Here is a 12,428-nt window from a genome sequence, read left to right on the forward strand (position 1 = left end):
CTTCCGGACTCGATGGACTTTGGTCTGGGTATTTCCGGACACGGGTTTGGGTATACCCGGACGATAAGTCTGGGTCAAACCGGTATAGATAACTGAGTCTGGGTATTTCCGTATCACGAAGACCCTGTGTTGGGGGTGTTCATGATACGGAAATACCCAGAGCCGATTTTTGGAGTCCGGGAATACCCAGAACCACTCCAGCTACGGTGGCCATCTGCGAGCCCGGCCGACCATAGCACCATAGCTTTGGGTCTGGGAAGGTTGTAGTTGGACAAGCCTCCTGATAACGCCGATGCGTTCGACCACCTCGATCAAACTCAGTGGCGGTACGTTACGTTTGTACGTTTTATGTGGCCGACCAGTAGTCCAATCTTGGCATTCTCGACCCGGTTTGGCTTATCCGGAATGTTCTGCCGTCGAACGACAGCTCGAACACGTTGCCGCCACTCAAGTGACGTTTCCGTCGCGGAGGTCTTCCGCGGTCTGCCGCCGCCGACACCTCGAACCGCGCCCACTGGTTGATGATCTGCGCGGATCATCCCCGTGTGTGCGGGGCAAACGAGGACCGCACCTTCAACTTCATCGCCGCGATCGGATCATCCTCGCGTGTGCGGGGCAAACATCGACGGCAACGCCTTCGTTCGCCTTGTGCGCGGATCATCCCCGCGTGTGCGGGGCAAAGTCTTCGACCAGATGCCGTCCGAGCGGACGGCATCAAGAAAATCGTTGCCCGACCACGTCAACGGGCCCACGGACGCGCGGACTGCGGAACCGCCCATGTCACGGACCAGACTGGCCTCGACCAGCCCCGCCTCCTGCATGATCCGCACATGGTAGGCGACCAGATCGAACGGATGCGTGTCATCCGCGAACACGCGCGCATCCACGGGGCCGGGCGCATCCGCGCAGGTCTTCGATCGTACGCACCAGATCAAGATCGCGACGCATGATGTTGATTCTTTCCTTTCCTAAACCAGACATCCCTCCGGATAATCCGCCCATGGGCGCGGTTTACCGATCCCCAGCCAGTGATGGATGTCCGAGATGACACCCTCTACGCTGTCCGGGTATTCTTCGCCGGCATGGTAATAGGGCTCGTGGAACGTTTCGGAGTATTGTCGCAAGAGGGGTTTCAACGAACTGGATGACTCAGAGCCGCTCATTGTTCATGTCCTTTACCATCTGGTCGAACATTTTGGTCGCGTTGGGAAAGTACTTCTCCATTATCGTCCATGATTTCTCGTTGACCAACTGGGCGGCCATCATTTCGGCGAATGCGGATCATCCCTGCGTGTGCGGGGCAAACTCCGCATCCACTTCCGGTTCGATCACTGAACGAGGATCATCCCTGCGTGTGCGGGGCAAACCATGCCGACTGCGATTGCGAGGTCATCCCCAGCTGGGATAGGAAGAACCCGAAGATCGAGGGGTACGACGACAAGGCGTACGAGCGGCGGTTCATGGAGGCGCGTCGCATGCTCGAGAACCATACGGTGCCCAAGGAGCTCATGGACGGTTTGCTGCGGATCAAACCCTACCGGGAGCCGAAGCACAAGAAGTCATGGTACGGTCCGGAGGATCCGAACAACGTCAACGCGATCACCTACCTCATGCGCCACCTGCACCCCGACGAATACACCGACGTGGTTCTCGAAGCCCCCGATTTCGATATCGCAAAAGGTGATATCGGCAAACTGCTGGGAGAAGACCACGCGAAAAACCTTAACGAGCTTCTCGGGAAAACCAAAAACCATGAAGCTGCGAAGCTATGGGCTTTCTATGCCAGTAAATTCAAGTTCGACAACAAGCCGCTTAAGTCTGGGCGGGTAGCCCATTTCAACCCCGGAACGGGACTCATATCGATAGACCCCGACATGGTCGGCATGAATCGTTTGGGTCATGGCCAATATGGTGTAATACTTCATGAGGGTTCCCATGCAATCGACTATTTGCTCGGCAAAGACAATGTCCCGTATTCGGAATCGTATAGTGGCGGTAGATACAGGGCAACATTGACCGGAGATGCGGTCAAGCTTCTTACGTCGAAAATGGAGAACAGACAGGAAGGTGATTACCTCGAACGAGTTTCAGGAGCCCTGTCCGATCTTGCCGCCGATGTATACGCCGCAGGTGGCGAGCACACTCTTGCGGTGCATGACATGCTCCAGGCTGGGATCAACGATTACATGGCAGAGCTCGGCGACTTGTACAAACAGCACTCAAAGGCAGGGCACGCCACTGGGTATTATGGTTCGAAAAACAGGCCATATGCTCAGTCCTTAGAGGCTTTTGCTGAAATGATGACTGCTCAGATTTCCGATGAGGAATCGTGGACGATAATCCAGCGGTATTTCCCCGATGCTGCGAGCCTGTTTCTCGAAATGATTAAGGATGCGAACTAATGGCAGACGATACCGATTCGGAAATCGATCTTTCCTCGCTTACCGATACGCAGTTGGCGGATCAGTACTATGACACGTTCGGAACATGGTATCCCTTTATGCCGGATACGTTTCCCGTGTTCTTCAAATACGGCGGCATTGATTATGATCCACATTTCCGGGATAAGGCGATAAACGCTTTATTAACGAAAACGCCATTACCGGAAATCCCATTTGAAGATGATTCTCAAGTAATCTACTGACACCTTTTATTCATGACCACTCCACACGGGGTGGTTTTTTTATGCCCATATAGGGCCGAACTGTTAGGAGGAACCATGGCCGAGGAAACGACCGGAGACCAGCAGTCGCAGGAGCCGAACGGCGATGCGCAGCAGCAGCCCGAGGTTGACTACAAGGCGAAGTACGAGGCGACGCTCGCCCACTCCCGCGAGTGGGAGAAGCGTGCGAAGGCCAACAAGGCTGCGGCCGACGAGCTGGAACAGCTCAAGGAGTCGCAGATGAGCGAGGCGCAGAAGGCCGAGGCCCGCACCGCGAGGCTCCAGAAGGAGCTCGACATGTTGAAGGCCGAGAAGCAGTCGAACGAATGGAGGGCGCAGGTGGCCGAGGAATCCGGCCTTCCCGCATCCCTGATCGTCGGCGACTCTCTTGAAAGCATGCAGACGCACGCGAAGGCCATCAGCGACTACATCGCCGAGAAGACCAAGCCGGCGGGCATTCCCGCTCCTACGAACGGCACCGTACTGCCTGAGACGCCGGGCGCGAATCCTGGCGCGCAGGATCTGGCCCGCGCGTTCGAGAAGATCGGCTTCTGACCCTCCATAACCGCACACAACACAATCACATGACTCTCGAAAGGAGTGTTTACCATGGCGGATCCCACCATGAATCGTCAGTCCGGCGGCCTTGACCTGACGCCTGAAACCCAGGCGCAGATCTGGCAGACCGCCACCTACCAGAGCGCGTTCATGCAGCTCGTCCCGCAGATCAACCTGCCGGGCAAGGGCGTGCGCGTACCCATCATCACCGGCGACCCGGAGGCCGACTGGGTGCAGGAGGGCGCGGAGAAGCCCAAGAGCGGCGTGGGCGGATCATCCCCGCGTGTGCGGGGCAAACGTTATCGACATGCCGATGATAAGGGCATGTCTGACGAAGAGCTTATCCGATGCATCAAACGTAGCCGCCGTTTCAAAGATGGCATGGTCTACATCATCGGCAAGGACGGGCAATTACGCAGAATACGATGAAGCGCCCTGAAATGTCACCCACATACGCAATGCATGTGTTGAAAGGAGGTGTCAATCCAAGACGCTTCAACATATCGATTATATCACTTGGTGAGTTGCCAGAGTGGTCGAATGGAACCGACTGCAACTCGGTCGCGGATCATCCCCGCGTGTGCGGGGCAAACAGTCTGATTTTACTGAGAAATGGGGGTGCGGATGTTTTATGGCCGGCTGGGAGACCAGTCCAAGGTGTTTGCGGTATTGAATCGGGCTCACGCACCCCAGTCGAATACCTTCGTCACTGTGGATGGGCGGCTGGGGCGGTCTCCGTAGGAGTGTGTTGCAATCGGAGGGCGTGTGCCGTCGGCGGTGGTCAGGAGAATCCAGTCATGTTCGGGGCCGGAATCCGGTGATGATGTATGCAATGTGCCGTTGCCGTCGATGGTGTGGGATTCGTCGGCAATGAGCATGCCGTTTCGGGGGTTGAACCACCAGTAGACGATGGTGTTGACGACATCGGCATCGGAATGCACACCGGATCGTGCTGAAATGCCCGTCAGTACGGCAAGATCGATTGCGACATCGCCTCCGGATGGCAGATACGTGCAGGTCGTGGCCCCGTCCGGTGACACACATGCCTGGACGTGAGTGGTCAAGTCCTCGGTGTTTCCGGTGATCAGTTCCTGACATGGCTGGAACGTCATGAGCCGCAGGTCCTCGATAAGCGCGTGCATGTGCTGCATCTGGTCGGCACCGGGGGAGTGGAGCGCCTCGAACCATGTCTGCTGGAACATAGGATCTCGTTCGCGTTCTCCGATCGAGCTCCAGACCGAGCAGTGGCCGTAGGTGAATCCGAATGCTCCGGCGAACAGGCTCCAGTACGCACGTCGTCGCACCATCCAAGGTCCATGGAAGTCGGTGAATTCCGGGAACGATGTCGGCATCATCTCATATGCCGGCTCGCCGTCCCATACCGGCATGGTGCGAGCGGCGTTACCCGTGTCGTTTCGTCGTGCGATTGATGCGCGGTCGTACTCGTTCTCGACGAGTTCCCAACTGCGAATGTTCGCGTTGTGTCCGGATTGCAGCATGATGAAGGAGATCCATACCTCGTCGTCCGTCCAGTACGACATGGTTGAGCATCGGCCGGTTTCGTTCTCATGGCAGGGGTGGTACGTCATCGGAATCTCCTGCCACAATGGGTCCGGGACGTTCCAGTGAACTCGTTGGCCGGTGACGCCGTGAGCCACACCCTCGGCCAGGGCGCGCCATACCGGACGGTAGTCCGCGTCCTTGTGTACGGGCATGCGATCGCCTCCCATGCACCAGATGACATTGTCTCGATCCCGGTAGCGGCGTCCGATCCACTCGCCGTACGTGTATGCATTGTCGACGGTCAGTGTGCGGTCGAAGGTCTGGCCCATCCAGTTGTCACCGACGACCAGCTGTCCCCATGCCGGCAGCAGGAGCACATGCAGACCGTATGAGGCCGCGGTGTCGATGACGCGATCAAGATAGTGAAAATACGCTTCGTTGGGTCTTGCTGGATCAACGTCATATAGGGCTGGATTCCCGGCGGGGTCTCGCATCTCCACGTCTCGTTCCGGGTCCAGTGCGACGATCTGGATGACGGTGAAACCCTGAGCTTTGCGTAGCTGCAGATAGTAGTCCACATCCTGCCACATGATTCGTTGGGGCAGCGTCCAGGCGGTGTCCGCGATCCAGATGAACGGGGATCCGTCAGGGTTGATGAAATATCGTCCATTGTCTGCGATTCGCAGACGCATCGATGCGGTGTCCGGGTTCATGCAGTCCTCCCTACCTCATTGTCAGGAAACGTTGCCTGTGTTCGTTTCCACGGTAGGCGGAATGATATAGGGTATGGCAACGGGTTTCCGCTCAATGGAAGTCCGGTCGTTGTCGGCTCTGCATTGGCTCATTGTGCCGGTGCGTTGGCTTCCTCCCATGGCGGCAATGAGCGTTGCGCCGGTGGTGCGGCCAGACGTCGGGATATGGCCACGGCAGTGCTTTTCACAAGATCGATGACACGTTCCGGAAGCTTGGAATCGGCCGATGCGACAATGCCGACGGCGGCGATGACGGTTCCCACGCGGTCGGTTATCGGTGCGGCCACGGAGCGCACGGGGGCTCCTTCGGGTTGGAATATAGCGAACCGCTGTTTGCGGATCGTGGTGAGTTCCCGGTGGATGCCTGTGATGCTTGGACGTGGCGTGTCGAAGGTGGGCCAGATGAAATCATCGTCGTCCACCACTTCGGAGATCAGTTTCGGGGAGGCGAAGGCCAGCAGCAGACGCCCGACCGCCGTGGGGATCGGCGGCATGGAGTCACCGATGTGATAGTAGATGGGCAGTTTCTGCCGTCCGTCGCGTCGGTCGATGATGGCGACCGACGGGCCGTCGAGCACAGCGAGTTGTACGTGCATGCCTGTCGCCCGGTTCAGGTCGTCGAGACAGGGTGATGCGCTCTCGCGGATCGACAGCAGCGGTCTGGCCAGTTGCGCCAGTTCCATGAGATGCATGCCGATGGAGTATGTGCCGTCGCGCATGCGCTCCACGACGTCGTGCCGGGCGAGATCGTTGAGTATGCGACTGGTCGTGCTGATCGGCAGTCCTGAACGCGACGCCAGTTGTGTGAGATTCAGCTTCGGGGTTTCTGAGGTGAAACAGTCAAGGATCGCGAATACGCGGTCGACCACTCCGGATCTTCCCCCGCTGGTATTGCCGTTCGACGACTGTGCCATCCTGTTCTCGACCATAGCTTTTCAGTATAGGCAGCCGTCCGATCATGGCCGGAGGATGTTTCCATTGAGCGGCAAAACCGTGATTTTTTCCATCCAGTGGAAACTTATGCCGGATTGGCCTGCGATATCGGACACAATCGAAGCACAGCGATCGCACATGATTCGTGGTTCCGCAACGACTGAGGAGGCACGAGCGCCGGCGACGACCGTACGCATTTCCAATCGTATCCTGGTTCGGTGCCGGCAGCCAGAGGGAACAATGATGTCCACAATTAAGGAGACGCATCATGGCTGAGTCATCGACCGTCAGCGAAAACGCGGTCATCCATCAGGCGCAGGAGGAGGATTACCGTCGTGTGGTCGCCGAATACGGCGATCCGAAGCGCACCATCGCACTGGTGCTCATCGCCGCCGTGGGCATGTACATCATGTGCATGTCGCTCGGTACCGCGCTGTCGTTGCGCATCGCCGCTCTCGCCAGCGGTCCAAACGCGCTCGACGACGCCACACGCAACACCATCTACAGTTCGATCACCGCGACCGGCGCGTTGTTGAACATCGTCGCCCAGCCGTTCATCGGCGCGCTGTCGGACCGTACGACCAGCCGGTGGGGACGCCGCAAGCCCTGGATCGCGGGATGTCTGATCGTCTCCGCCATCATGATGGCTGGCGTGGGCCTGTTCTCGAACGCCATCGGTATCGGCATCTGCTACTGTCTGGGCCTGATGATGATGCAATGCGGCTTCTCGATCTACTCGGTCATCCCCGCGGAAGGCGTCCCTGACAAGTACCGTGCCCGCGTGATGGGCTTCATGGGCATGTTCGGCGCGCTTGCCACGTCGTTCGGCTCCTACCTCGCCGGTGCGCTCGTCCGTTGGCCCGTGGCGCTTATGGCAACGCCGGTCCTGCTCGGTCTGATCACGTCGATTCCGCTGCTCATCCTGTACAAGGATCCGAGGAAGACCAAGGCCGAAGTGCCGGAGGGCAAGGCCAGCGACGTGTTCCGCGGACTGTTTTCCGGCTTCAAGACCCGTGACTACATGCTCGTGTGGATCACCCGTGTGCTGTCCGGTTTCACGATCGCCGCGATGTTCAGCTACTTCACCTACTACCTCATCGACAAACTCGACACCCCGCTGACCTCCGTGGGTGCCGCTGCCGGCACGCTGACACTCATGTCCGCGCCGGTGAGCGTCATCTTCTTCACCGTCTCGGGATGGATCTCCGACAAGATCGGCCGGCGCAAGCCGCTGGTCGTCGTCGCCGGCATCTGCATGGCCGCCGCGCTGGTACTGGCTGGCACCTCGCACGGATTCGTCCAGTTCGCCATCGCATGGGAGCTGTTCGCTGTCGGCCAGGCTATGTACCTCACTGTCGATCTGGCGCTGTGCGTGGCCGTGCTGCCGAACAAAAAGGACACCGGCAAGGACATGTCCATGTTCTCCGTGGCATTGTCCATCGGCCAGGCCGCGGCCCCCGCGTTCGCACCGTTCTTCATCAACATGGGAGCCGGCCAGAACTACCTGCTCTACTGGTGCGTGGCCGCGGTGCTCGCACTGGTCGCCGCCGGCATGATGCCCCTCGTCAAGGGCGTCAAGTAGCGGCATGACGACGTTTCCGCCGGATGCCCGGTTCCTCCGGCGGGGAGTCGTTAACCGAACATGGAACCGGACACCAGAGCATGTCCTGCACGCTGATTCCAGAAACGGCGTACGGGATCGGATAGTCATGGAAGGACCCAATATGAAGGTTGTGGACGTACGTTTCGGACACCGTCGTCCTGCCGATCGTGTCATCGGCTTCGACGATCCTCGTCCGACATTGTCGTGGCGTATAGAGGACATGGCGGATGAATGGCGTCAGGCCGCCGCGCGGATCGAGGTGACCATGGGCGGGACTCCGACTGTGCATGACGTCGCCGTCGCCGACGGGATGTTCCTTCCCTGGCCGGCCGCGCCGCTTTCCTCATACGATTCGGCCACGGTCCGTGTCAGTGTCGCCGGCGCGGACGGCGTATGGTCGGACTGGTCGACGCCGACCACCGTGGAATGCGGACTGCTCGATAAGACGAACTGGAACGCCCGGCCGATCACCCCGGAACCGTTCGTCGGACGTGAGGATCCGGCACCGGTGCTGACCAGACGATTCACCGTGGGGGAGGAGGCGGCGAATGCCCGACTGGCGATCACCACCGGAGGCATCTTCATCGCCTACCTCGATGGGCGACGCATCGGACATGACGAACTGACACCGGGATGGACGGAATACGGCAAGCGCATCCTCTCGCTCACCTACGACGTGACCGACATGCTGACGCCGGGCGACCACGAGCTCGCCGTCATCCTCGGCAACGGCTGGTGGCGTGGCAACCTCACCTGGGCCATGCGCACCAACGTGTACGGGGAGGATCTGTGGCTGCTCGCCGACCTGCGTTGGACGGACAACACCGGCGACCAATCCATTGGCACCGACGACTCATGGTCGTGGCGGGCATCCAATATTCTCGCCAACGACCTGTATCAGGGGCAGGCCGCGGACACGCGAATGCCGCTACTTGGAACCATCGGCGACGATCCGGAAACCCATGCAGTCCGTACCATCGCCATGCCGGACGCAGCCATCGTGCCGATGCCCATGCCTCCGGCCAGGGTGATCGACGAACTGGCCGCACGAGACATCATCACCACCCCGTCCGGCAGAACCGTCATCGACTTCGGGCAGAACGCGACCGGATGGGTACGCCTGACCGTACGTGGCGGCCGGGCCGGCGACACCGTCACCCTGCGCCACGCCGAGGTCATGGAGCACGGCGAACTTGGCGTGCGTCCCCTGCGCAACGCGAAGGCCACCGACACGTTCATTCTCAACGGCGCAGCGGAACAGCAGCTGGAGCCGATGCTCACCCAACACGGGTTCCGCTACGTCGAGGTCGACGGTGTGCCCGGCCTGCGTCCCGAGGACATCACACTGCGTGTGGTGTCCGCCGACATGGACCGGCTCGCATGGTTCGACTGCTCCGACGAACAGGTCAACCGGCTGTTCCTCAACGCGGTGTGGAGCACGATCGACAACTTCATCACAATCCCCACCGACTGCCCGCAGCGCGACGAACGACTCGGCTGGACCGGTGACATCGCCGTATACGCCCCGACCGCTGTCAGACTTCTGGACTCCGCGGCGTTCCTCGCGTCCTGGATGGTCGACGTGGACTCCGATCGTGGCAGTGACGGCGGCATCCCCGTCGTCGTGCCCCAGGTGCTCGACGGACCGCAGCTGACCTGCGGCTGGGGCGACGCCGCCGTACTCGTCCCGTGGGCGATCTATGAGGCCACCGGAGACACGGGCGTGCTCGCCGACAACCTCGCCATGATGGATGCGTTCGTGGACGGCGTGGACCGGCTCACCGGAGGTACGCACATCTGGGCTGGAGGCTTCCAGTTCGGCGACTGGCTCGATCCCACCGCCCCGCCGGACAACCCAGGGGGTTCGAAGGCCGACTCGGACGTGGTCGCCACCGCGTACTTCGCCCACTCCACTCGGCTCGTCGCCCGCGCGCACGCCGCGTTGAACGACGCCGAGGGCGCCGCACGCTACGAGGAACTCGCCGACAAGATCGCGCAGGCGTTCCGCGATGAATACGTGACCGCGGGCGGTCGCGTGCTCTCCGACTGCGCCAGTGTGTACGCCATGGCGATCGCATGGGATCTGCTCGAACCCGGACGCCAGTTCGACGGTGCGGCGAACCGATTCGCCGATATCGTACGTACCACCGGCTTCCGCGTATCCACCGGCTTCCTCGGCACTCCGCTCGTCTGCCCGGCACTGGCCAAGGCCGGACACATGGACCTGGCCATGCGACTGCTACTCGAGCGCGGCTGCCCCAGCTGGCTGTACCCGGTGACGATGGGTGCCACCACGGTCTGGGAGCGCTGGGACTCGATGCTGCCCAACGGCGACATCAACCCCGGCGAGATGACCTCGTTCAACCACTACGCGCTCGGCGCCATCGCAGGCTGGCTCCTTTCCGGTGTCGCTGGCCTGTCGATCAAGGAACCTGGTTACCGCAGGATCGGCTTCACACCGAACACGACTGGCGCGCTGAGCCACGCCCACGCCAGGCAGACGACCCCGTACGGCGTCATCGATGCCGCGTGGAGAATCAACAACGGACGACTGACCGCATCGCTGACCGTGCCCGCCGGTGTCACCGCCGACGTGACCCTGCCCGACGGCAGTGTCCACACGGTCGGTCACGGCAATCACACGTGGGTCGTTGACGTTGACGTCCCGGAACGTCGTATCGCTACGATCCGCGACCTGATCGACGACACTACGTTGTTCAGCGAACTGCGCGACGTACTGCACGAGTGTGGCAACCCGATGTATTCGGGAGACAACGCCGACGTCGTGTTCGCCGGCAACGCCAAGGCGTACCTCGATGATCCGATCAGCGAACTGCCCACCGTGGCATCCTCACGCGGCTACTGCCCGATGCCTGAGCTCATCGTCACCGCGGTCAATGCGTTCATGACCCGGCACGGTCTGTAGGGCCCATACGATCAGGCGGCCTGCCACGCGGTCGGCCGTCATCATGCGATCATCGGCACGATCCGCAAACGACACATAACGACACATAACGACACTTCCACAACACAAAGGAGACCATCATGACCACCGCCAGCACCGCACAATTCCCCGACCGATTCCTCTGGGGAACATCCACCGCAGGACACCAGATCGACGGCGGTGACGAGCACGCGGACACCACGTTCCTCGAACACGTGACCCCGAGCGTGTTCAAGGAACCTGCCGGACTCGCCGACAACAGCTGGAACATGTGGCAGACCGACCTCGACCTGATCCGAGACCACGGGCTCAATGCCTACCGGTTCTCCGTGGAATGGTCCCGCATCGAACCCGAACAAGGCATGGTGGACGACACCGCGCTCGACCACTACGACCGACAGGTCGACGCATGCCTCGAACGCGGCATCACCCCGGCGCTCACCCTCAGCCACTTCACCGCCCCCGACTGGTTCGCCAGGCAGGGCAGCTGGTTCAATCCGCAGGCCGCCGACTGGTTCGCCGACGAATGCACCAGGGTCATGGAACGACTTGGCGACCGTGCGGCATTCGCCGTGACCTTCAACGAGCCCAATCTGCCCCACATCCTCGCCATGGGAGGACTGCCGCCGGAAGCCATCGAACTGCAGCGCGCCTGCCTGGAAGCCGCGACCGCGAAGGCCGGAGTACCGAAATACCGTGCCGGCAACGTGGCGGTTCCCGAGGAATTCGACGAACTGGAAGACGGATTCAAGCGCGCCCACCGCGCCGCCGTCGCCGCGATCCGCGCCGTCGCCCCGTCCGTGCCGGTCGGACTGTCCCTGTCCGTGATGGACGACACCTACGTGACCGAACGCGGCAAGGAACTCTGCCAGCAGAGGCGGGACGCATGCTACGGCACATGGGTCGACGCCGTGCAGGGTGATGACTTCATCGGCGTGCAGAACTACGAACAGCTGGTATTCGGCGACGATGGCATCCTGCCGCCTCCCGAAGGCGAACCCGTCAACGGCATGGGAACCGCGATCCGCCCCGAATCCCTGGCTCACGCGGTGCTGTATGTGCACGAGCTGACCGGCCTGCCGGTCGTGGTCACCGAACACGGTATCTCCACCGATGACGACGCGCTGCGTTGCACGTTCCTCAAGGAATCCCTCAGCCCGCTCATCCATCTGGTCCGTGACGGCGTTCCCGTCAAGGGATACTTCCACTGGACCCTGATGGACAACTTCGAATGGGTGTCCGCCTACGACTCGCGACTCGGTCTGTGCTCCGTGGACCGCGAATCCGGCACCTTCGAGCGAACCCCCAAGCCCAGCTTCTCCGTCTACCAGCACCTCATCGAAACCACCGTGCTGTGACGTCGAGAAGGTAGCGAGTATGAGCGGGTGTCTGCCTGATCTTTGGGAGATTGGGCAGACACCCGCCCTTTGTTTGTTATTGTCCGGGTGTTTCCGGACACGAGTCTGGGTATTT

General features: G+C 60.7%; 10 protein-coding genes. 7 read left to right on the forward strand and 3 right to left on the reverse strand.

Annotated features, from left to right (window positions below; translation table 11 throughout):
- Positions 1–596: 596 nt before the first annotated feature.
- Entirely contained in the window at positions 597–875 is a 279-nt protein-coding gene (locus tag EP30_RS10585) for a DUF2513 domain-containing protein (RefSeq protein ID WP_181160885.1), read from the reverse strand.
- A 477-nt stretch (positions 876–1,352) separates the two neighbouring features.
- On the opposite strand from EP30_RS10585, the gene EP30_RS10590 reads away from it, so the two are divergent.
- From EP30_RS10590 to EP30_RS11260, 4 genes are all read left to right on the forward strand, one after another.
- The gene (locus tag EP30_RS10590; protein WP_140558600.1) at positions 1,353–2,402 is read left to right on the forward strand and encodes a hypothetical protein; all 1,050 of its coding nucleotides are present in this window, start codon (positions 1,353–1,355) and stop codon (positions 2,400–2,402) included.
- Positions 2,402–2,644: a hypothetical protein gene (locus EP30_RS10595; RefSeq protein WP_140558603.1), complete on the forward strand. Its 243-nt coding sequence runs from the start codon at positions 2,402–2,404 to the stop codon at positions 2,642–2,644. Before EP30_RS10590 ends, EP30_RS10595 begins: the two co-directional genes overlap by 1 nt.
- Positions 2,645–2,719: 75 nt before the next feature.
- Positions 2,720–3,217 carry a DUF4355 domain-containing protein gene (locus EP30_RS10600; protein WP_140558606.1) on the forward strand — a complete coding sequence of 166 codons (498 nt, stop codon included), beginning with the start codon at positions 2,720–2,722 and terminating at the stop codon, positions 3,215–3,217.
- A 54-nt stretch (positions 3,218–3,271) separates the two neighbouring features.
- Entirely contained in the window at positions 3,272–3,649 is a 378-nt protein-coding gene (locus EP30_RS11260) for a hypothetical protein (RefSeq protein WP_258185488.1), read from the forward strand.
- A gap of 251 nt (positions 3,650–3,900) precedes the next feature.
- On the opposite strand, the gene EP30_RS10610 is transcribed toward EP30_RS11260, so the two are convergent.
- Both EP30_RS10610 and EP30_RS10615 read right to left on the reverse strand, forming a co-directional pair.
- Positions 3,901–5,436, reverse strand: coding sequence for a DUF4038 domain-containing protein (locus tag EP30_RS10610; RefSeq protein ID WP_140558608.1), 1,536 nt, complete (start codon positions 5,434–5,436; stop codon positions 3,901–3,903).
- Between the two features lie 128 nt (positions 5,437–5,564).
- Entirely contained in the window at positions 5,565–6,404 is an 840-nt protein-coding gene (locus tag EP30_RS10615; protein ID WP_140558610.1) for an IclR family transcriptional regulator, read from the reverse strand.
- 272 nt (positions 6,405–6,676) lie between these two features.
- On the opposite strand from EP30_RS10615, the gene EP30_RS10620 reads away from it, so the two are divergent.
- The 3 genes from EP30_RS10620 to EP30_RS10630 all read left to right on the forward strand — a co-directional run bounded on the left by EP30_RS10620 (position 6,677) and on the right by EP30_RS10630 (position 12,313).
- On the forward strand, positions 6,677–7,990 hold the full coding sequence (locus tag EP30_RS10620) for an MFS transporter (RefSeq protein ID WP_140558612.1): 1,314 nt from the start codon (positions 6,677–6,679) through the stop codon (positions 7,988–7,990).
- Between the two features lie 142 nt (positions 7,991–8,132).
- Positions 8,133–10,937: an alpha-L-rhamnosidase gene (locus EP30_RS10625; protein ID WP_181160886.1), complete on the forward strand. Its 2,805-nt coding sequence runs from the start codon at positions 8,133–8,135 to the stop codon at positions 10,935–10,937.
- A 119-nt stretch (positions 10,938–11,056) separates the two neighbouring features.
- A complete protein-coding gene (locus EP30_RS10630) occupies positions 11,057–12,313 on the forward strand; it encodes a glycoside hydrolase family 1 protein (protein WP_140558617.1) in 1,257 nt (418 codons plus the stop codon).
- The last annotated feature ends 115 nt before the right edge of the window (positions 12,314–12,428 follow it).

The organism is Bifidobacterium sp. UTCIF-39, assembly GCF_006408715.1.
Lineage (GTDB): Bacteria > Actinomycetota > Actinomycetes > Actinomycetales > Bifidobacteriaceae > Galliscardovia > Galliscardovia tissieri.

What these genes read in the sequence shown, in the direction of transcription:
- EP30_RS10630 (WP_140558617.1), top strand. Translation starts at nt 11,057, where the DNA reads ATGACCACCGCCAGCACCGCACAATTCCCCGACCGATTCCTCTGGGGA.
- EP30_RS10625 (WP_181160886.1), top strand. Translation starts at nt 8,133, where the DNA reads ATGAAGGTTGTGGACGTACGTTTCGGACACCGTCGTCCTGCCGATCGT.
- EP30_RS10595 (WP_140558603.1), top strand. Translation starts at nt 2,402, where the DNA reads ATGGCAGACGATACCGATTCGGAAATCGATCTTTCCTCGCTTACCGAT.
- EP30_RS10600 (WP_140558606.1), top strand. Translation starts at nt 2,720, where the DNA reads ATGGCCGAGGAAACGACCGGAGACCAGCAGTCGCAGGAGCCGAACGGC.
- EP30_RS10610 (WP_140558608.1), bottom strand. Translation starts at nt 5,436, where the DNA reads ATGAACCCGGACACCGCATCGATGCGTCTGCGAATCGCAGACAATGGA.
- EP30_RS11260 (WP_258185488.1), top strand. Translation starts at nt 3,272, where the DNA reads ATGGCGGATCCCACCATGAATCGTCAGTCCGGCGGCCTTGACCTGACG.
- EP30_RS10615 (WP_140558610.1), bottom strand. Translation starts at nt 6,404, where the DNA reads ATGGTCGAGAACAGGATGGCACAGTCGTCGAACGGCAATACCAGCGGG.
- EP30_RS10620 (WP_140558612.1), top strand. Translation starts at nt 6,677, where the DNA reads ATGGCTGAGTCATCGACCGTCAGCGAAAACGCGGTCATCCATCAGGCG.